The organism is Nitrosomonas sp. (assembly GCF_019752415.1).
Classification (GTDB): domain Bacteria; phylum Pseudomonadota; class Gammaproteobacteria; order Burkholderiales; family Nitrosomonadaceae; genus Nitrosomonas.
This window is the reverse complement of sequence record NZ_JAIEME010000066.1, coordinates 38,501-59,490: the sequence shown is the minus strand read 5'-3', so window position 1 is coordinate 59,490 and position 20,990 is coordinate 38,501. Positions and strand designations below refer to the sequence as shown.

Annotated in this window: 21 protein-coding genes; 9 read left to right on the top strand and 12 right to left on the bottom strand. The window is 44.8% G+C overall.

The annotated features are described in order from the left end of the window. Positions 1–116: 116 nt before the first annotated feature. From K2P83_RS14350 to K2P83_RS11190, 3 genes are read right to left on the bottom strand one after another with little or no spacing between them, the layout of a single operon-like run. Positions 117–206 (bottom strand): hypothetical protein, encoded by a 90-nt coding sequence (locus K2P83_RS14350; protein ID WP_363279565.1) that lies wholly within the window; start codon positions 204–206, stop codon positions 117–119. Beyond that, positions 169–486 (bottom strand): hypothetical protein, encoded by a 318-nt coding sequence (locus tag K2P83_RS11195; RefSeq protein ID WP_292929194.1) that lies wholly within the window; start codon positions 484–486, stop codon positions 169–171. Before K2P83_RS11195 ends, K2P83_RS14350 begins: the two co-directional genes overlap by 38 nt. Further along, positions 483–749, bottom strand: a complete 267-nt coding sequence (locus K2P83_RS11190; protein WP_292929192.1) for a hypothetical protein — start codon at positions 747–749, stop codon at positions 483–485. Before K2P83_RS11190 ends, K2P83_RS11195 begins: the two co-directional genes overlap by 4 nt. A 519-nt stretch (positions 750–1,268) precedes the next feature. On the opposite strand from K2P83_RS11190, the gene K2P83_RS14345 reads away from it, so the two are divergent. The 3 genes from K2P83_RS14345 to K2P83_RS14340 all read left to right on the top strand — a co-directional run bounded on the left by K2P83_RS14345 (position 1,269) and on the right by K2P83_RS14340 (position 2,493). Beyond that, the gene (locus K2P83_RS14345) at positions 1,269–1,604 is read left to right on the top strand and encodes a YceK/YidQ family lipoprotein (protein WP_363279563.1); all 336 of its coding nucleotides are present in this window, start codon (positions 1,269–1,271) and stop codon (positions 1,602–1,604) included. A 366-nt stretch (positions 1,605–1,970) separates the two neighbouring features. Then, positions 1,971–2,198 carry an addiction module protein gene (locus K2P83_RS11185; protein ID WP_292929190.1) on the top strand — a complete coding sequence of 76 codons (228 nt, stop codon included), beginning with the start codon at positions 1,971–1,973 and terminating at the stop codon, positions 2,196–2,198. A 61-nt stretch (positions 2,199–2,259) separates the two neighbouring features. After that, positions 2,260–2,493: a type II toxin-antitoxin system RelE/ParE family toxin gene (locus K2P83_RS14340; protein ID WP_363279562.1), complete on the top strand. Its 234-nt coding sequence runs from the start codon at positions 2,260–2,262 to the stop codon at positions 2,491–2,493. Between the two features lie 109 nt (positions 2,494–2,602). On the opposite strand, the gene K2P83_RS11180 is transcribed toward K2P83_RS14340, so the two are convergent. The 4 genes from K2P83_RS11180 to K2P83_RS11165 are packed head-to-tail and all read right to left on the bottom strand — an operon-like array spanning position 2,603 to position 6,444. Beyond that, positions 2,603–3,265 carry an HAD family hydrolase gene (locus tag K2P83_RS11180; protein ID WP_292929188.1) on the bottom strand — a complete coding sequence of 221 codons (663 nt, stop codon included), beginning with the start codon at positions 3,263–3,265 and terminating at the stop codon, positions 2,603–2,605. Beyond that, positions 3,262–3,939 carry a DnaA regulatory inactivator Hda gene (gene hda / locus K2P83_RS11175; RefSeq protein WP_292929186.1) on the bottom strand — a complete coding sequence of 226 codons (678 nt, stop codon included), beginning with the start codon at positions 3,937–3,939 and terminating at the stop codon, positions 3,262–3,264. Before hda ends, K2P83_RS11180 begins: the two co-directional genes overlap by 4 nt. 45 nt (positions 3,940–3,984) lie before the next feature. After that, positions 3,985–5,049, bottom strand: a complete 1,065-nt coding sequence (locus K2P83_RS11170) for an AI-2E family transporter (RefSeq protein WP_292929184.1) — start codon at positions 5,047–5,049, stop codon at positions 3,985–3,987. Between the two features lie 6 nt (positions 5,050–5,055). Further along, a complete protein-coding gene (locus tag K2P83_RS11165; RefSeq protein WP_292929182.1) occupies positions 5,056–6,444 on the bottom strand; it encodes an aspartate aminotransferase family protein in 1,389 nt (462 codons plus the stop codon). A gap of 683 nt (positions 6,445–7,127) precedes the next feature. On the opposite strand from K2P83_RS11165, the gene K2P83_RS11160 reads away from it, so the two are divergent. From K2P83_RS11160 to K2P83_RS11140, 5 genes are all read left to right on the top strand, one after another. After that, positions 7,128–7,655 (top strand): FxDxF family PEP-CTERM protein, encoded by a 528-nt coding sequence (locus K2P83_RS11160; protein ID WP_292929180.1) that lies wholly within the window; start codon positions 7,128–7,130, stop codon positions 7,653–7,655. A 435-nt stretch (positions 7,656–8,090) separates the two neighbouring features. After that, positions 8,091–9,149 carry a phosphoribosylformylglycinamidine cyclo-ligase gene (gene purM, locus K2P83_RS11155; RefSeq protein WP_292929178.1) on the top strand — a complete coding sequence of 353 codons (1,059 nt, stop codon included), beginning with the start codon at positions 8,091–8,093 and terminating at the stop codon, positions 9,147–9,149. Between the two features lie 24 nt (positions 9,150–9,173). Further along, on the top strand, positions 9,174–9,812 hold the full coding sequence (purN, locus tag K2P83_RS11150; protein WP_292929176.1) for a phosphoribosylglycinamide formyltransferase: 639 nt from the start codon (positions 9,174–9,176) through the stop codon (positions 9,810–9,812). Continuing rightward, positions 9,809–10,525 (top strand): DUF3108 domain-containing protein, encoded by a 717-nt coding sequence (locus K2P83_RS11145; RefSeq protein ID WP_292929174.1) that lies wholly within the window; start codon positions 9,809–9,811, stop codon positions 10,523–10,525. The genes purN and K2P83_RS11145 overlap by 4 nt, the downstream gene beginning before the upstream one ends. 196 nt (positions 10,526–10,721) lie before the next feature. Further along, positions 10,722–11,993, top strand: a complete 1,272-nt coding sequence (locus tag K2P83_RS11140) for an RsmB/NOP family class I SAM-dependent RNA methyltransferase (protein ID WP_292929172.1) — start codon at positions 10,722–10,724, stop codon at positions 11,991–11,993. Between the two features lie 4 nt (positions 11,994–11,997). On the opposite strand, the gene K2P83_RS11135 is transcribed toward K2P83_RS11140, so the two are convergent. The 5 genes from K2P83_RS11135 to K2P83_RS11115 all read right to left on the bottom strand — a co-directional run bounded on the left by K2P83_RS11135 (position 11,998) and on the right by K2P83_RS11115 (position 18,565). Further along, on the bottom strand, positions 11,998–14,661 hold the full coding sequence (locus K2P83_RS11135; protein ID WP_292929170.1) for an MMPL family transporter: 2,664 nt from the start codon (positions 14,659–14,661) through the stop codon (positions 11,998–12,000). A 47-nt stretch (positions 14,662–14,708) separates the two neighbouring features. Then, on the bottom strand, positions 14,709–15,335 hold the full coding sequence (locus tag K2P83_RS11130; RefSeq protein ID WP_363279559.1) for an ABC transporter substrate-binding protein: 627 nt from the start codon (positions 15,333–15,335) through the stop codon (positions 14,709–14,711). After that, the gene (locus K2P83_RS11125; protein ID WP_292929168.1) at positions 15,313–16,443 is read right to left on the bottom strand and encodes a glycosyltransferase; all 1,131 of its coding nucleotides are present in this window, start codon (positions 16,441–16,443) and stop codon (positions 15,313–15,315) included. The genes K2P83_RS11130 and K2P83_RS11125 overlap by 23 nt, the downstream gene beginning before the upstream one ends. A 52-nt stretch (positions 16,444–16,495) precedes the next feature. Next, on the bottom strand, positions 16,496–17,614 hold the full coding sequence (gene hpnH / locus K2P83_RS11120; protein ID WP_292929166.1) for an adenosyl-hopene transferase HpnH: 1,119 nt from the start codon (positions 17,612–17,614) through the stop codon (positions 16,496–16,498). A gap of 459 nt (positions 17,615–18,073) precedes the next feature. Continuing rightward, positions 18,074–18,565, bottom strand: coding sequence for a peptidoglycan-binding domain-containing protein (locus K2P83_RS11115; RefSeq protein WP_292929164.1), 492 nt, complete (start codon positions 18,563–18,565; stop codon positions 18,074–18,076). A gap of 221 nt (positions 18,566–18,786) precedes the next feature. Here K2P83_RS11115 and selD point away from each other — a divergent pair, with 221 nt between their 5' ends. Further along, positions 18,787–20,976 carry a selenide, water dikinase SelD gene (gene selD / locus K2P83_RS11110; protein ID WP_292929162.1) on the top strand — a complete coding sequence of 730 codons (2,190 nt, stop codon included), beginning with the start codon at positions 18,787–18,789 and terminating at the stop codon, positions 20,974–20,976. The last annotated feature ends 14 nt before the right edge of the window (positions 20,977–20,990 follow it).

Below are 20,990 nucleotides of genomic sequence, written 5' to 3'. Positions count from 1 at the left end.
GAAAAAAAGAAATTAGGGTAATAATGCAAAAAATGATGCGTTTCAGGTCAAAATTGGGCAAATTATCGCAATATTACATAATCACTCGGCTTGATCTCTACTGCGCGATGAATTATTCAGCGTTTCCTTAGGTTGGCCATTCCCAAATAGAGCGCCAGACTGCGCTCGCTAGCAAACCGGTCTATGATGCCAATCTCGCCTGCCAACTCTGATGCACAGATCACAGCAAACCCTGGAATACTGTCTAATTAGCCGCGCGGCTTGGGATTCTTGCATTAACATCCTGCAACGTAATTCCAATGCTTTGATGTCGTTTTTGAGTGCCAGGATACGCCGGGCATCTTCAATGATCATCTCGCCGACCCATTCCACTTCATGACTAAATGATGCATGCGATTGCCATGCAACAATACTATCGGCGTACTTGCGACCCACACCGGGAATCTTTAGCAAGGTAGATACGCGTAGACGCGATAGCTTGGTCAATTCGTCAATGCTAGTGATAAAGCGTAAGAACCAAAGATTATCTGCATCTTCGGTGATGCATTGTAGCCTTCCATTGCTACCGCTATCGCACCACCATGGCGTTGTCGATGATGTTCAATACGTTCAAAGAATTGTTTAAAACCTTCCGGGCGGTGGAAGATGGAAAACTCATCCAGCACATCGCCATTGGACAGGCCTATTGCCACACTGTGCTGACGACAACCTATATCAACACTGACATAAATTTGTGGGGTATTATCCATGATCATGGGGCCTCCATACTATTGCAACTAAACCGATAAATCATCCGCCGGTCTCGTCTACATACAGAGCCACAATCTACTGATCGGCACCATCCCGAACGACACACCGGATGACGCAGGAGGACCGGGACGGCATTTCAAGTCTAGCGAACCAGAATCCCAGCCGCTGACCCCATGAGCCACATCCCCGTCCGTTTGCTATATTAAACTATGGTTCTGTAGCCTGTCATCCTGCAGAATACGATGGTAGACCCTAGTTTTCTCGGTATTGATTGAATTGGAGATGTGTCAGGCAAGTAAAAATTTGATTTTAGGCACGCCCATTCAGTTAAATCCCGATCGGGTTCAAACAATCGAGTCTGACCTTAGAATTGCGAAAGTGATCTTTTGTATAGGAAAAAATAATGATGTTAAATATATTACGGTATTACGGTGGGCATCTCGAAAGCACGTAACGAATGACAAAGCCCGGAACTGAATAAAATCCCTGCGATATACGTCGGTAAATCCTATTTACTTATGAAGAAAAAACTTTGGTTCACAGTTACGCTTGCAATAACTTGCTTACTCTTCGGCTGCGGAACCGTCAACACCGTTCTTCGTGACGACTCCGTTCCACGGCGCAATCTAAGCCACGTCAAATCACCTTGCGAGACAATTCCGCGAATTTATAGCGGTATTTCCTATAACATTTGCACTTTACGCGGGAAACCGTCTAGCCCTACGCTATGGATGGGAGCCGCACCAGAGCTTATGTTAGTAGATTTAGTGTTATCCGGCGTACTAGATACGGTCGTTTTACCATACACGGTTTATGAGCAAATTTATGATGGCAGTTTAGATCTCAGGAAATAAACATGGCATCAGGCATCGACACATATACGGAATCAAGTTACGAAAGAACAAAGACCAGGATCAGGTTTTGACATCATGACATCTCCCTCTTATCAGCCTGACAAAGGCGTTTCCCTGAGCCGCCAATTCGGCCCCCCTCAACGCAAACTAATAATCTGCCAGCACGGTAGGTTGGGCTGCCGAAGAAAGCCCAACATCACCCACTAAGAACACTATGAACAATCACATCTACCATCACACTACCTCTTAGCAAGTATTCCGGATAAGCAAGCATCATCCGGGATAGATTTCTCAAATATCAATACCGGAATCCAACTCATCATTCAATGATAAGCTACATGTTAGTAAGGTTTCGGAGAGTTTATCATGCCCGATAAGATGAAATGGATTCTGGAAAATATCAAGACATTGTCGTCCCATGAAAAAGCTACGCTTGCGCATTGCTTGATTTCAAGTTTGGATGATGCCAACGAGAAACATGTTGATGAGGCGTGGATTCAAGTCGCAGAAAGCCGATTCGCGCAACTTGATTCCGGTGCGGTGAAACCGGTTAGCTGGGAAGAAATAAAGCTGAAATTGAACCGTGAGTTGTGACAAACGCTTACTTTCATCCTGAAGTTGCGCTCGATATACGTGAATCGGTCGTCTGGTATGAATGCAGGCAAAAGGATTGGGCGGTGATTTCATCAATGAGATTGAAAACGCTTATAGGGCCATTGCTGAACCTCCTGGCGTATGGACCCAATTCAGAAAAGGGTTCCGGCGTTATATCCTTACCCGTTTTCCATTTTCAGTAATTTACAGACAATCAAACGAAAAAATCTATGTGATTGCTGTAATGCATCAAAGCAGAAAACCCGGTTACTGGCTCAATCGAATTGTAGAATAAATCAAGCAAGCAGGCCGAGCAACAAAGGGGCACATCTTAATATCATACCACCTTCCTCTTGGTAATCGGTCAAAGAGATCTTCCTGAACTACCAATCCGCTTCGCTTTATCAACGCAAACTAATAATCGGCCAATTATTTCTTTCGGCATGACTTCTCAACGTAGCATCCGGGTCTACCGCGACCGGGTGGGTCACTTTGCTGAGCAAGGGCAGATCGTTGAGGGAATCACTATAAAACCAGCTGCGCAGGAATGATAACCAGGTTAGATTATGCGCATCCAGCCAGTTCTCCAGCCGTTCAATCTTCCCTTCCCTGAAAGAAGGCGTGCCTGACACTTTGCCGGTAAATTCGCCATCTTTTTCTTCCGGTTCAGTCGCAATCAAATGGCTGATACCTAATGCTTGTGCAATGGGTGCTGTGACAAAGCTGTTGGTGGCGGTAATGATGATGCACAGATCATCATCCAGCATGTGCCGCTCGATCAATTGGCGCGTGCCCGGCGCAATCAGTGGCATAATCTTTTTACACATGAATTCGCTGCGCCACGCTTCCAGTTGAACGCGCGGATGACGCGCCAGCGGCTTTAACTGAAAATCCAGGAATTCATGAATATCCAACGTTCCCGCTTTATATTGCTCGTAGAATTCCAGATTCCTAGATTCGTGCAACTCACGATCCCATGCTTTCTTTTCAATCAAAAATTGCGCCCATTGGAAATCACTGTCACCGGCAATCAGTGTGTTATCCAAATCAAATAATGCTAAATTCATGAAGCCACCTGTAATAATTCTCGTAATAAAGGTATGGTAATTTGACGCTGATTAACCAGAGAGTAACGATCCAGCGCATCCAGCGTCATCATTAACGACGGCAAATCACGCCGTCCATGCCGTAACAAATAAAGACAAATTTCCTGTGATAAGTCGAAACCGCAATCAACGGCATGATTTTTCATCGCCTGCATTTTTTCTTCTTCCGTTAATTCATGCACCTGATACACCAGCCCCCATCCCAAACGCGTCACCAGATCCTGCCGCATATTCAAGTACGCCGGTGCAGTCGCGCCGCTAACCATCAGAAATGCCTGACTTTCATCGCGCAATTGGTTATAGAGATTAAATAATCCGATCTGGGCTGCTGCATCCAGACAATCAATATCGTCAACTGCGACACAATCTATATCGCTATCGACAAAAAATTCACATGGATTTTTAGCGGAGAAATATACCGCTTTTGAGTTTCTTTGTGTATAGGCTGAAACCGTTGCCTGTAATAAATGGCTTTTGCCACAACCCAGACCGCCCCAGAGGTAAACAAAGCGTTCTTTTTCATCGTTGGATAGAATACTTGTCAGCAAATGCAGCAATTCAGCGTTTCGCCCGGGCAAGAAGTTATCCAGCGTGGGCAGTGGCAAGGGTTTAATGTCCAGCAGCAACTGTTTCATTGTAATCGCTCATTACGCATAGTCCCGCTTCGCGAATGACTGCGGTTATGAATTATAGAGATTGCTCCCCAAATAGCGCTCATGAAGATGGCGTAACCAAACCAGCAGCACAGCACTGACCGGCAACGCCAGCAAGATACCAAAGAAACCGAACAATTGACCGAATGCCAATAACGCAAATATCACCATAACCGGGTGCAGCCCGATCCGATCCCCCACCAACCAGGGTGTAATCAACATGCCCTCGAGCAATTGACCGGCGCCAAAAACAATCCAAACCGGAATTACACCGCTCCAACCCTGAAATTGCATCAATGCAGCAAAAGTCGCCAGCGTCAGACCGACGATCATGCCAAGATACGGCACAAATACTAGAATACCGGCTACCAATCCAATCGGCAATGCGAATTCCAATCCCACCAGCCAGAGGCCTGTGATGTAGCAAATACTCATCAGTACTATGACGGATAATTGCCCGCGCAGAAATTCCGCCAGAATCCGATCCGTCTCACGCGCCAGTAGAGAAACCTGATGATGCCAGTAGCGCGGAATCATTTCATCGGCCAGTTTGAGCAACATGTCCCAATCACGCAGCATATAAAACAAAACCACGGGCACTAGCAACAGATTCACCACAAATTCCACGATCGCCATCCCGCCACTGGTCAATGATGGCAATACCTTTGCAGCCACGCCTCCGGCGCTCTTCCAGTGTTCTGATACGGCCTGTTTCAGTACATTCATATCAGGCTGCAAACTGATGTTGAATCTTGTTTCCAGCCAGGGAACCACATGATTCTTGAACATATCCAGATAAACCGGCATCTTAGCCAGTACCCGCCTCGCTTCCTCTTCGAATAAAGGCACCATAATTAAGATCAGCGCTGCAAAAACACCGAGCAACAAAAACATTACCAATACCGCACCCACTGTGCGCGATAGCTTTTTCCCAGCTAAAAAAGTCACCATGGGATTACAGATATAGGCAATCACTGCAGCCAGCAGAAACGGGGTCAATATCGGACTGAGCAGGTAAATCAGCCCGCCCGTCACGCAAACCAGCATCAGCCACCAGAGATAATGGATATCGTCGGAGCGTTCAGTACTCATATTGCTCTAACCCGCTTTTGCTTTTAGCGCATGACCCGCGAGATTCTTACCCAGTTCCCAAATAGAACCCGGCACTTGATGCGTATCCGCAATTGTTTTGGTGAAGGCGCTAATGATGTGATTGATGTCTTTTTCAGTCAGTATCAGCGGTGGCAGTATCTTAACCACATTCATGCCATGCCCTGCCACTTGGGTCAAGATTCTGTGCTCTTTAAATAGCGGAATGGTAATCATCTGGCAGAATAAGCCCTTGTTGGCTGCTTCCAGCATCATCCAGGCAGCTTTGAGTGTCAGACTATTCGGCGATTTGAACTCAACCGCAATCATTGAGCCTTTGCCGCGCGCTTCTTTCAGAAATTCAAATTGACCGGTTAGTGCATTTATTCTGCCAATTATTTCAGCGCCCATTTTCGCACTGTTTTCAACCAGCTTCTCTGCTTTTATCACTTCCAGGCTGGCCAGACCAGCGGCCATCGCCATATTATTCTTGGAAAAGGTGGAACCATGCACAACAGCGCGATCCATACGATTAAACACGCAATCCATGATCTGCTGCGTCATAGCCACCGCGCCGACCGGAACAAAACCGCCGGAAAGCGCCTTAGCCATGCAAATCATGTCCGGCTTTACACCCCAATGTTCAATCGCCCAAAATTTACCCGTGCGTCCAAGTCCGGTTTGAATTTCATCCGCGACAAACAATGTGCCGTATTTCTTACATAAGCGTTCGACTTCGGGAAGGTAGTTATCATCCGGGATATTCACGCCTTTGCCCTGAATTGGCTCCACCACAAACGCCGCCACACTGCGGCTACTGAGCGCTTGTTCCAAAGCGGCAAGATCATTAAATGGAACCGAACCGCAGTCTTGCAATAACGGGCCAAAACCATCTTTGAAAATCTGCTCGCCGTTCAGCGACAAAGCCCCCATCGTCAAGCCATGGTAAGCATGATCGCAACAAATAATGCGATTGCGCTTGGTCACGTACCGGGCAAACTTTATCGCCGCCTCAACCGCTTCCGTACCCGAATTACAAAAGAAAACCCGTTCCAGATTGTCCGGTGCCGTGGTCAAAATTTCCTTAGCCAGTAAACCGCTCAAAATCGATACATCCATCTGCACCAAATCGGGCATCTCAAGTGACAAAACTTCTTTCAAAGCATTGACGATGGTCGGATGATTGCGGCCAAACGCATAAACACCGAAACCACTCAGCAGATCCAGATATTCGTTACCCTGTTCGTCATACAGATATTGCCCGGCAGCGCGCTCATAATTCCGATCATAACCAATCGTTTTCAAAACCTTGACCATCTGAGCGTTTAAATACCGCTCGTGCAAATCAAATTTATCCGTGCGATGTTGTGATAACAGGTTGGCTATACTGAAAGACATGAACGACCTCTGCAATTGAAAAAATACCGCCAGCAAAGCTGGGTCTAGAATCAACGGGTTCCGGAAAGAAAAATTTAATACTATTCAACGACGGTATCGCAGCAACAAAATTAGCGTAGATCATACCCTCATCAGTTTTTTCTTGCTGCTAAAAATACACAATGATTGTGTGATTGATCGCCGTCATTTGACTACCAAAATAGCTCAAATACTTCGGTGGAATTCTGATAGAAAGGAATGGGGGGATTTAATCGACGAGACGAAACTTTACGCGACAAGAATGCTAACTCCTTGAATTCATGATTCTTATGATTGATAGAATACTATATTGTGAGGAGTCATCCTGCATTTTGCGTAATTGGCAACTTGCCAAGTCTGCTACAAAAAATTAACTGTTGCCGTTGATTTTTGAATCCGCTAACAATAGAGGTGCCTTTCCTCTGAAGTATAAGCAATTCAATGTTCTACACATCGGCTCTCCTAGAGCATGTACTCCAAAATTATTATAAATGTACTAGTAAAAAAGGATCGATCTCCTATAGATAAGGAAAATAATAGGCCTACAATGAGAACTGTGTAGAGAAATTTGAAGTTATTGATAACAAATATCTATTAATGAGTTATTTTTAATCTTCTAATGAATAATGATCTAAATATTTTTTAAAAACACTGGAGACCTCAATATGAAAAATACTTTTAAACTTGGAATACTGGCAGCCGTGGCTTTAATAGCAAGTAGTGTTGCTCACGCTGCTCCGACTGTTAAAGCCAATTGGGGCATCCACGACGACCCTGCTGAACACGCTAGCGTATCTTTTCTGCCAAATACTGGCTCGTTCGATCACGTGTTCACATTTAATTTGACTGGATGGAATGATCTCGTATCGATTGCGGTCACAAATGATTTTTCAAAATACAATATCAATAACGCTTCCTTGCATTTTTGGAAAGAAACCACTGTTGATGGAAATTACACCAATGACCTTTCTTTGGGTTCATTTTTGTTTGATTCCACATCAGTTGGTGCAGATTTTGGCAACCTTGGGCCGGGCAACTACTATTATGAAATAAAAGGTACTGTCGTTGGTTCGAAAGGTGGCACCTACACAGTCGATTCCTATATTTCTGCAGTTCCAGAACCAGAAACATACGCAATGCTGTTAGCTGGCTTAGGGCTGATTAGTTTTTCAGTACGCCGCAGGAAAGCATAATAGCTTGATTTAATATCATACTTACTATAAGCCACAGAGCGGGATTTCTCTGTGGCTTATTTTTTCTCTAAATTCAGTCAACCAATGCCACGCCCGTGGGCAGATGCGAAGCCATATCGAACACCGAGTAGTTAAACATTCTTAGCTAGTTCTAGATGTGTTCTACTTCAACAGCTGAGATTATCAAGGAAATCAAAAAATACCAATTTAGTTTAGCAACCCGTACTGTAGTGATAATAAGGAAATGCCACCAAGAAACATTCCCTCTCCCTCCCACCATAATCAAAGCAATCAAAGAAGTCGATACAATATTGCTTGAAGCAGCAAGATATCACCCATATTGATTTTACAATCCACAGTATGTGGAGTACTCATTTGCGGTAAAATTGCACTTTCTAAGCAGCACTCATTTCTGTAACCGCATGAGAATTTAACTTGACTTCATCCAGCTCTAATCACCCTAATACAACACAACTCTCCTATCGTGATGCCGGTGTAGACATTGATGCAGGGGATCGTTTAGTCGAAAATATCAAACCGCTTGCGAAACGTACATTGCGCCCCGAAGTACTTACCGGGATTGGCGGTTTTGGTGCGTTGTTTGAAATTTCCAAGAAATATCAAAATCCTGTTCTGGTTTCCGGTACGGATGGCGTGGGCACTAAGCTAAAACTGGCTTTTCAGCTCAACCAGCACGACACCATTGGCATTGACCTGGTGGCGATGAGTGTTAACGATATATTGGTACAAGGCGCGGAGCCTTTATTTTTCTTGGATTACTTTGCTTGCGGCAAATTAAATGTAGAAACCGCGACTGCGGTGATCAGCGGTGTTGCCAAAGGGTGTGAACTGGCAGGTTGTGCATTGATTGGCGGCGAGACGGCTGAAATGCCGGGCATGTATCCGCACGATGAATATGATCTTGCCGGATTTGCTGTCGGTATTGTTGAGAAAGACAGGATTATCAGCGGCGCTACGATACAAGCAGGCGATATTGTGCTGGGTCTTTCATCAAGTGGCGCGCATTCCAATGGGTATTCGTTGATTCGCAAGATTATTGAAAATAATCGTGTTGATTTATCCACGGACTTTCATGGCAAGACGCTTGCTGACACCATCATGGCACCGACGCGCATTTACGTAAAACCCTTGCTTGAGTTAATCAAGCAACTTCCTGTTAAAGGCCTGGCACACATTACCGGTGGCGGATTAGTCGAAAATGTACCGCGCATCCTTCCAGGTCAAGTCATGGCCTTGTTGCAAAAAGATTCCTGGGAAATGCCTCCGCTATTCCATTGGCTGCAACAACACGGGAATGTTGCGGATCATGAAATGGCACGTGTATTTAATTGCGGCATTGGCATGGTGATTGTTGTGGCGCCCGAGCATGCAGAAAACGCACTGCGGAGTTTGCGTGCCTCCGGCGAGACCGTCTGGCAAATCGGTGAAATTAAACCACGCACAAACAATCAGGCAGCGACCGTTTTAGTCTAAATGGCCAGTCTTCCAACGGGCATCATGAAATCACTGGTCATTCTTATCTCCGGTCGCGGCAGTAATATGCAAGCGCTATTGGAAGCCGGATTTCAAGCAGATCGCATCACGGTAATCAGTAACAATCCCAATGCAACAGGGTTAGAAATTGCCAGGAAATATAGCGCTGAAACCATCGTTATTGATCATCGTACTTTTCCAGACCGCCAGACATTCGATACGGCATTGGCAGAAAAAATTGATGCTTGCCAACCCAAATTGATTGCACTGGCCGGCTTCATGCGTATACTAAGCGATCGCTTTGTACAACGTTATCAAGGCCGGTTAATGAATATTCATCCTTCATTATTACCTGCATTTCCAGGTTTGGGAACGCATGCAAGAGCACTTCAAGAAGGGATTAGAATACATGGCTGTACCGTGCATTTTGTCACGGCGCAGTTAGATCACGGTCCGATTGTGATTCAGGCTGCTATTCCTGTCTTACCGTCAGATACTGAGGAAACGCTAGCAACCCGGGTTTTACAGCAGGAACACCGTATTTACCCTCAGGCCGTGCGCTGGTTTATGGAAGATCAGATCCGATTGAATGAGAATCGCGTTGAAGTGATAGATTCCAGTGTTCGTGAAATAGCGCTTTATTCGCCAGGATTACCCGAATGAAATTTCTACCATCGATTGTTCTGCTGTGGATACTCAGCTTCTCAGTATTTGCTACGGATATACCGTCGCGCATTGAAATCAGTTACGCCGTTACAACGGATATCGGTCAGGGAGAAATTAATGAAGTGATGGAAATCAAACATGTCAATGGTACACATAGTTATACGATTAACAGCGAAGCGCAAGCTACTGGTGTTTTTAAAATCATAGAACCCAATAGTATCGTACGCCATAGCGAAGGAACCATTACTAAACAGGGACTACGGCCCACTCGCGCTTATGAGAAGCGTGGGAAAAAAGAGCCAAGCGTGGCTGTTTTTAATTGGGAAAAACATGTCATAACACTGCAACATAAAGGACAAGAGGAACAGAAAAGATTGCCCGAAGGTACTTTGGATCGCCTCAGCTTATCGTACAACTTTATGTTTGCGTCACTCCCTAAGCAGTATGTGGAGAAGCATGTCACCGATGGGCACAGCCTGCAATTAGCGCACTATGCGGTGTCTAAGGAAATGCTCCACACACCCATCGGTGAAATAGACACGATCGTATTAACCCGGCAAGAAAATAAAAATGCCAAAGTGAAAAGAAAACTATGGCTTGCAATAAACAATCACATGTTGCCCGTTCGCATCGTATCCGTAGAAGAAAATGGCCGTGAAATCGATAAAATAGTTACCGGAATCAACATTAGCTATAAAGCTGATCATTAGGGAAACTCTGAATAACCCTCATATGTCATTCCGAACAAAGTGAGGAATCTTTGGCAATCAATACCCTAGATTTCTCGCTACGCTCGAAATGACAGTTATTCAGAGTTTCCTTAAGCAGATCGGTTAAAAAAATACGCATCATAGACAAACTTAATCAACGTTTCTTCCAGTTGATCAAACATACATCAGGAAATCAATGCAATTAACGCCCTTTCAGCTAGACGCAGTAGTAGTCGCTCTACGAACTGTACTGCCTTTGGAATATCCCGCCGACGGAATTCTACGGCACTTCTTCCGGGAAAACCCGCTGCTGGGTGGACAAGATCGCGCATTCATTGCAGAAACAGTCTTTGGCATATTACGCCACCGTTTTTTTCTTGAAAGCCTGACAGAACGCATCACGCCCCGCTCACTGGTTTTAGCCTATCTAGTAAAATTTAGTGGCATGAATTTGCGCGAATTGACATTGCTTATCAGCGAATCTGAAACTAAATGGTTAGCAGAAATCAAAGCGATCAAATTAGAGACACTCCCGCTGGCGATTCAAGCAGAGTTTCCCGAATGGCTGGTAGAGAAATTAAAGCAGTTCATGACGGATGCAGACATTCTCAACCTGGGATTTTCCTTACAAAAATCTGCACCGCTTGATCTGCGGGTGAATACTATTCTTGCAAAACGTAATCAAGTGCTTGAAACGCTCAGTCAGGAAGGCATTGAAGCACTGGAGACACCTTATTCTCCCTGCGGGATCCGGCTTACCAAAAAACCTGCGATCAATCGCCATGAACTCTTTTTATCCGGGAAAATAGAAGTACAGGATGAAGGTAGTCAATTACTCGGATACTTGCTGGCACCTAAGCGAGGGGAAATGGTTGTCGATTTCTGTGCCGGAGCAGGTGGCAAATCGCTACTACTGGGAGCCTTGATGAATTCAAAAGGACGTCTTTATGCTTTTGACATCTCAGAAAAAAGATTAAATAATCTGAAACCACGCTTCAAGCGTTCGGGTTTATCCAATCTGCATGCGCAACGCATCACGAATGAGAATGACATCAAAGTTAAACGGCTGTCTGGAAAAATAGATCGAGTACTGGTGGATGCACCGTGTAGTGGTCTTGGAACATTGCGCCGCAATCCGGATTTAAAATGGCGTCAATCCCCGAAAAGTATTGAGGAGCTCAAAACAAAACAAGCTGCTATTCTTTCCGCTGCCGCCAGTTTGCTCAAACCAGGGGGACGGCTGGTGTATGCAACATGCAGTTTCTTGCCGGAAGAAAATCAACAAGTGGTGCAAGATTTTCTAAACACACATCCACAGTTTAGCTTGCTAAATTGCGCCGAGTTACTGGCACAGCAAAAGATACCGCTGGATACCGGTGAATTCTTACAGCTATCCCCTCTGCTGCATCAAACTGACGGTTTCTTTGCTGCGGTGTTAACGCGTATTGAAGTGATAAAGCCAGAATAAAGAATCAAGCAACGATTTCTTTATTTTTACTGGTTGAATGCAACAAAACCGGCAGGATTATCAGCACACAAACCAGCGTCAGAAACAAACCAACCGTCAGAAGCAATCCCATACTGGCGGTACCCTGATGTGTCGAAAACACCAGGCTGCCGAACCCCACTAAAGTGGTTAGTGCGCTATAAAAAATGGCGCGCGCTGTACTGGTATGCAATAAATTCTCATAAACCGAGCCGGTGTTACGGCTTCTATGCACCATATGCAAGCTACTATCAATACCAATACCTAGTAATAGCGGCAAAGCAATAATATTGGCAAAATTGAACGGCAGCCCTAGCAAAACTGTGCAGGCCCCTGTGAATAGAGCCGCCAATAAGAGTGGTATTAATACCAGCACTGCCGCTGAAACACTTCTGAGCATCATCCATAGTGTAAATATGACCCCCAGCAGCGCCAGTGAGAAAGCATGAATAAATGCATCCACTACAGCCTCGCCCGCTTCAAGACTGATTACCGGCACACCGGTCGCAGTGGGTGCTATCTGTTGTACGGCATGAACAAATCTGCGCAATGCGTCATTTTCATTAATATTCTCTGACGGATACACGGCGATTCGATATACATCATCACTCGTACGCCAGTGCGAACTCACAGATGCCGGTAATGCCTCTTGCGTAAACGGTTGCGCTGCCAACGCCAATTGCAGCCGTTTAATAGAACCTGGCAACAGGCTGAGTAAATCGTGGTTAACCGCACGCAATAATTTCTCCCCTCCCTGGTCATTTTGTATCGTACGCTTATCCAAATCAGCCAGTAGATTCGACAGCGATGCACGCAACGCGCGGGCAGAAGCCTCAGAAGGATTCCCCGGCTTCTCGCTGATAAACCGGTCTAATGCAGTATTTAGTTTTTCCAGCGCCATTCGTTCCTCTGGAACCGTATGGTGGTCTGGAATTAGAAATGCTGTGGGGGAAAAAGAAATAGGGCCGAGCGTCATCGCCATTTCCTCAATTAACAGGCTTTTTTCTTCCTGTCCTTGAGGTACCAGATCAAGCAAACTGACTACCTTTTCTATTTCCGGCAATGCTCTAAGTCGTTGCACAACCTGTACCGTTTCCTGGGCATCATTAACTAAAATATTGATATGCCAAGGTGAGTCTTCCGTGTTCCTCAATAACTCCAGCAGAGTCTGAACTGATTCCGCACGCGGGTTATTCAGATTCAACAAATTATAATCGAATTTGATGTGCGGCAAAGCCATGACAGAAGCGAGAATTGCGATGATTGTTACACTGTATACCAATTTACGCGCGTGTCTTGGTAGGTCCAGAACCTTATTGATTGATTGAATCGAAGCTGATGATTTTCTGACTGGGGTGGGGAAATACCTTTGTAAGGCAGGAATCATCGTCATGGTAACCAGAAAACTGATTAACATTCCTGTTCCTGATATCAAACCCAATTCTGCAACGCCCTCATAAGCCGTTGGCATGAAGGCATAGAACCCAATCGCAGTAGTTATTGCACAAATCAGTAGTGCCTGACCCATATCACCACCAGCTTTAAATAACGCTTCTGAAACAGACTGTTCAGGCTTCCTGAGTTCTTCATGTCGCAACAAAAAATGGATGGCGTAATCAACACCAAGGCCAATATATAAAACAGCAAATGCGATAGAAATTAAGTTTAAATGCCCCACGGCAGCAGTAGCAAAGGCTGCAGTCAGTAATAAACCGAGAACCAGGCTCACCATCACAGTGACTATGGCTCCGGCAGAACGAAATGCAATGAGTAACACCATAGCCACCAGCACTAGCGCTAATACTCCAGCATCCTGAGCACCGTGCATCGCGCTGAGTAGTTCATCGTGAGCCAGCGCTACTTCACCCGTAATGCGTAATTTCTCAACAGCGTTCGGAGTAAGTCCCATATCCTGCGCGGCAGTACGAATTGCATTGATCGGCTCTTCAGCAGCAAATATTTGAGAATAGTCGAGCTTAGGCTGCACTATGATTAATTCTTGATAAGTTTCTTTCTGTGCTTCGCCACCCAGTAATGCTTGCCAGGATAACGCACGAGATTGACCAGCAAGCCGTGCATCCAGTGTTGCACTGACCCCATTAAATACAGGCTCCAGCTCTAACTGACGCCCCGCGTGCAACTCATCGACAGCTTCCGTGAGAACAGAAAAAAATGTATAGAGCGTGGGACTCTCTGCGATGCGCGCAATCAGCGGTTGTGCTGCGGCTAAATAATCGGTAATGCGGCCCAATTCTGACAGGCTTTTGAAAAAGAGGCCATTCTGCTCAAAAAAAGGTTCTCCAGTTAGATAATACGTATTGGAAAATTGCGTGCTATCTTTTTGCAGATAGTTGGTAAAGTGTTTTGCAGCCTGATGTGCTTGTTCAGGTGTCGGCGCATTCAGTACCAGCAAAAACGTATCTTCATACTGGGAAAATGATTTTTTATAACGGATATGATTGGCGCGGAACGGAACATCCTCGGAGAGCATGTCCGTCGTATCGGTGTGAACGCCAAGATTATTGACTGTATAAACAGTGCTCAGCGTAGTCAATAACAATACGAGTAGAATAATCCAGATAGCATTCTGATAGGAGAACTCGGCCCAACGTGCAAAAATCCGGTAACTACTACTGTGTGAACTTTCCACGTTTAAGAAAACCTTCAGAAAAAAATGAAATCATCGAATGATTAATTCTACTGAGTCAGAACAATTTTTTCCTTAATCATATCAATCAATGCCTGGAAACCGTCCCGTTGCAAAATAGCGCGATACTCCCCACGTTTTATTGCGAGATCACTCACACCATCAAACAGGATATTGGCAATACGCCAACGTCCGTCTGTTTGGTGTAATACATAATCAAAATTTACTGTACCGCCATCCGATTTAGTTAACCGGCTACGCACCAATACTTGTTCGCGCGGCAAAGCACGCTGCTCTACAATCTGGAACTGCTCTCCCTCATACTGATTAAACCGTCCAGCATAGGTAGCAATACTGAGCTTGCGAAATGTCTCAACGATCAAATCTTGTTGTTCTTTGCCCATCTGCGACCAGTATGTTGCACCCAATATTGTTCTGATAATCAGATTAAGATCATGAGACTCATCAATAATCGGTTCCAGGAATTTGAATCGCCCTTCGTGACTCAATTTATCGCCCTCGCGCATAACCTGAAGCAAGGAAGATTGTAATTTTTCTATAACCTGCTCTGGGTTCTCAGGTTCTGAACTGGATGAACTCAACGCAACAGAAATTGGTAACAGCATCACCAATATCAGGCACCACCCAATCAGTTTAATTGTTCGTATTACTTTCATAGCGCCGGTCTTTCCAACAAGCGCGTTCCCCACGCCAGTACCGCAGTGCTGATGTCCAAGTCATGCCAAGGTACAACGTACCAATTACGGGCAGTGCTAGACTCCAAAGTGGAGAACGCTGATAATAAATTAAAGTTGGCATGTAGGTAATAAACATAACCATCCATGCTAGCGTACATACTATATATGCTTCCTGAGCAGGTAACAGCAAAAATGCTAGCGGTGCTGCCAAAAACATAGAAATCATGATCAATGTGCAGCTGACAAGTAAAACAAATGAGTATCTTAATTGGGTAAAAGCGGTACGAGCCACCATTTCCCAAATCGGCTTTAAATCTTGATAACCACGATGACTACGAACCGAACGACTCAGCCCAATAAAAATACGCAAACCTGAACGTTTGATGTGTGTTGCCAAAGTACAGTCGTCAATCAGCGCATTGTGCAAATTGGCAAATGCGCCAACTGAACGCAATGCTTGTGTTTCTACTAGAATACACCCACCTGCAGCCGCAGCAACCCGTGATGTCAGCTTATTTGCTAGCCCAAAAGGATACAACAACTTAAAGAAGAATATAAAAGCAGGCATCAATAAACGCTCTATGAAATTTTTCATAGGGGGCTCAGCCATCAATGATACCAGGGCAAGATTTTCATTGCGCGCTTTTTGCTGTAATTCGATCACAATCCCTGGAGCCAGCTCAATATCGGCATCCAACAATAACGTGTAGGGTGTTCTGATCTCACGCAATCCCTGTTCAAGCGCCCATAATTTCCCGCTCCAACCAGCGGGTGGCGCTGTACCAGATAGCACAAGCGCACCACAGCACTTAGCTTTATCTGCGGTGTCATCCGCCGATTGATCATCAATCACAATGATACGTAAATTCTCGCTCTGTGCTCGCAAGCCATTAAGCGTATGCCGGATATAAGGCCCCTCGTTACGGGCTGGAATTAATACTGTAATATCACTCAGCGTCTCAGCGGAATCTACTATGCCTTGCGTTTCAATTTTCTCACGGACACTCCAAGGACGCCACGGTAACAGTATCAATAAGCACCAACATACAACACCGAACAGAGATAAATACAATACCAATTCCACCATTATTCTTACTTGTAGCAAATTCTATAAACCAGTATCAAAACCTTATTGCCGATTATTTGTTAATCAATGTCACCGGTATGTCGGAGAGCTTCTTGGGTATTTTATTCTCTTCGCTTGTCCATTTTGGAGTAGCCTCAGCCACCATAGGGCCTGTCGTTCTTGGCCCTCTTAGCGAGGCTATTAGTGCTTTCCATGGACGCTGAAGTGTGTCTTCAACAGCTGTAGCTTCATAGCCGCAATGCGCCATACATTGGGCACATTTTGGATTATTGACAGTACCGTATTTTTCCCACGGTGTATCATCAAGAAGTTCCTTGAAAGTCTTTGCATAGCCTTCATCCGACAACAAGTAACATGGCTTCTGCCATCCAAAAACATTTCGTGTTGGGTTACCCCATGGCGTACATTCATAATCCTGGTTTCCTGCCAGGTAATCCAGATAAAGTGCTGAATGATTTAGTCTCCATTTTCGCTTCAGCTTTTTGCCTAATTCAAAAATGCCACGAAACAATACCTTGGTATCCTGGCTTTTTATAAAGACATCTTGTTGCGGCGCTTTCTCATAGCTAAATCCTGGCGCAATTGTTGCTGCTTCAACACCCAATTCCATCGCATAGTCCAAGAATTCAGACACATCCTGAGGGGTCTCGCCTTGAAACAACGTACAGTTTACCGTGACCCTAAATCCCTTCTCTAATGCTAGCTTTATCGCTTCAACCGCGCGATCAAAAACCCCATCCTGACAAACTGAAGCATCATGCCGCTCTTTCATCCCGTCCAAATGAATCGAAAATGTTAGATAAGGTGATGGTGTGTAGTCATCTATCTTTTTCTTTAACAATAGAGCATTTGTACATAAGTAAACATATTTCTTGCGTTTGATTATGCCTGCAACAATTTGTGGCATTTCTTTATGTATCAATGGCTCACCACCTGGAATTGAAACCATCGGCGCGCCACATTCGTCTACTGCCTGCATACATTCATCGTAAGAAAGTCGCTGATCAAGAACATCTTCGGGGTGAGCGATTTTTCCACATCCAGCACAAGCCAGGTTACAACGGAACAATGGCTCCAGCATCAACACCAGCGGATATTTCTTAACCCCTTTTAACTTTTGCTTGATTAGATAACTGCCAACCGCAATTTGTTGACGTAAAGGAACTCCCATGAACAAACCTCCAAAAATACTTCAAAAACAAGTTAATGACAAATATTACTTAGCAAAATAAACAATAAAATAAAGCACGTTAAAATTAATTAACTAAAATTTAATCTGGGAAACATTACTAAGTACGCAATCAGTCGGTTCTATAACACGAGACTCATCTTATGCTAAGGAATTTAAACACTATGGTAAAGATTCGCAACCAATGGATATGTTCAGCATCTATAAATCTATAATTACGAGGCAGCTTTAATCCAATCTTTATGATTAACTATAGAACAGGACACTCCCTATGGCAAATATTTTTAAACAGCTAAAGCAACCAACCAAACAAACAAACAACATCAAGTATCGCGAATCAAGCAAATACCCTACTCATTAGAAATTTAGTATGTATCAATAAAAATACACCAAGAGCCGAAGGCTCCTGATGTATTAAATAATCAAGCTGATCTTAGTTCTTTAGAAATCGACACCTAATGCACGGAGCGTTTTCTTGGTGATTTTACCTGCTGGAATGCCATTTTGTTTCTGGAAGCTTTCGATTGCATTTACTGTTTTGGCGCCACTGACACCATCAACCGGACCAGGATTAAACCCAGCATTTACCAGAGCCTGTTGAACTTTACGCATTATTGCAGGCGTTACTGTTACAACGTCGTCTCCATCATCAATTACCGGCGCTGCTGAGCTAGATCCAAGACTTTCGATACTTGTTACTTCCTCAAGGCTAGTTACCGGCTCAGCTGGTGCCGGTGCCGGTGCCGGTGCTGCTACTGGCTCTGCTGGTGCTGCCGGTGCTGCTGGTGCTGCCGGTGCTGCCGGTGCTGCTGCAGCGGCACCATCCTTAGGAATTGGTTTTTTCTCAAAAATCGGTTTACACCCGAATAACAGTCCCGCCGATAATAACAGAACGGCACAAGCTTTTAATGTACTGATTATATTAGATTCCATTGCTACCCTCCTAAATAAAGATAAATTTGTGAAAAGTCGTTACTATGCACGAAGCCCACTTTAACGACAAATTTAATTAACTCCATTGCCCTTACTCAATTAGCCCACAAAGCTATAGAAATACTTTTAATTTTATTTATAGTGTCATGGATTAACTTATAATGTTGCGGTGTGAACTATCACATTTTTCTGACCATAACGCAATCTGAATAAGTTAATTAATGATAGGCTTAACGCCACATAAAAAAGATTTACGTCTAATTGGCGGTGGACACAGCCATATCGCCGTTATCAAAAAATTGGGAATGCGCCCAATCCCAGGTATCAGAGTCACACTCATCAGCAATAATACACTCACACCTTATTCAGGTATGTTGCCTGGATTGATTGCTGGACATTATACTTTTGAAGATTGTCACATTGATTTACGAAAACTGTGTCAGTGGGCTGGCGTGCAGTTTGTTTGCAGTGAAGTTCAACGTATCGATCCAGTCGGAAGGCAGATATACTGCCATCAATACCCATCCTTGCAGTACGATTTATTGTCTATCAATGTTGGGTCTCAACCCGCACTCACTGAAATCAAAAACGCCACGGTACATGGCCACCCCATTAAACCGATCAAACAATTTTTGCAGAATTGGCGCCAGTGGCTCGAATCAGCACAAGCATCCCGTCAACCAAAGCGTGTTGTCGTAGTCGGTGGTGGGGCCGCGGGTGTAGAAATACTCCTGGCTATGCGCTATAAGCTCTGCAACACGACTGCTATTCATGCTAACTTTACTCTGGTTTGCGCTGATCAAAAGGTCCTCAGTGCACACAATGAACGCGTGCAGGAATTTATTAAAAATCACTTGCAAACGTTAGGTATCCGCATAATCTTTGGAAAACATGTCATTTCCGTTACTGAGCACCAACTGGCTTTAAGTGATAATACAACGCTGAATTACGATTTTTCCGCCTGGGCCATACATTCTAGTGCACAGTCTTGGCTAGCAGAAAGCGGGCTTGAGTGCGACGGACAAGGCTTCATTCAAGTTGATCAGCACCTTCGCAGTATTTCGCATCCGGATATATTTGCTGCTGGCGACAGCGCAGCTTTCATGCCTTTGCCATTACCTAAAGCGGGCGTTTATGCTGTCCGCCAGGGCCCGATCCTGGCAAAAAATATTGTCGCTCAGCTCGAGAATCGACAGCTTTTGCCTTTTAAACCGCAACGAAGCTTTTTAAGCCTAATAACGATAGGAGAACGTTACGCGATCGCTTCTCGGGGCGCACTATTTGCGCGCGGAAAGTGGGTTTGGGTTTGGAAGAATCACATTGATCGCGCCTTTATGGCACGTTTCAATCCGCAACCTATGGTTAACACCGATAACTCAAGCGATGCCAAAGAGTCTATGCGATGCGGTGGTTGTGGCGCAAAAGTAAGCAGCAATATATTACAGAATGTTTTGTCTCAGCTGGACATCCAACCTCATCCGGATATCACCAGTGGCCCGGGGGATGATGCCGCAATTATTAATATACGTGCCAATACTCGATGGTTACAATCCGTTGATTTCTTTAGAAGCTTCATCGACGATCCCTATTTACTGGGTCGTGTCGCCGCAATTCATAGCTTAGGAGATATTTATGCAATGGGTGGAATCCCCCATTCTGCATTGGTGACCGCAATTATCCCGTATAGCAGCGAGCCTATTATGCAAGAAACATTATTGCATTTGATGCGAGGCGTATTAAAAACCTTGAAGACTGAAAACACTGCGCTGATTGGTGGACATAGTGGCGAAGGACTCGAAATAGCTATCGGGCTAACTGTTAACGGAACACTCTCATCAAGCGAAGCTCTGACAAAATCTGGACTAACTCCCGGCGATAGTTTAATTCTCACCAAACCTATCGGCAGCGGTGTTTTACTTGCTGCTAACATGACTGCACGCTGCAAGGGTTTATGGCTTGATCAGGCATTGGCCTATATGTTGCAGAGTAGCCTGACCGCAGCAACCATCTTACGTTCTTGTGCAGCGCGCAGTTGTACCGATGTAACAGGATTTGGCCTACTCGGACATTTACAGGAGATGCTACTAGCTTCTCAATGCAGCGCCTCCCTATCAATAAACGCCATTCCAATCATGGAAGGCGCACAACAGTGCAGCCTACAAAGCATTCAAAGCACACTCTACGCCGCCAATAAACAAGCCAGCCGATGCCAAGATTACACTGGGCAACACCCAAGCTATCCTCTACTCTTTGATCCGCAAACTGCGGGGGGATTATTAGCTGGAATACCCGCCGAGCGCACCGATGAATGTCTTCATGCACTTTCCACTGCTGGCTATACTTCAGCGCAAATTGGCTGTGTCACGCCATATAATAATACTAACTCACTTATTACATTAATAGATCACTAATTAACCTTGCGCCT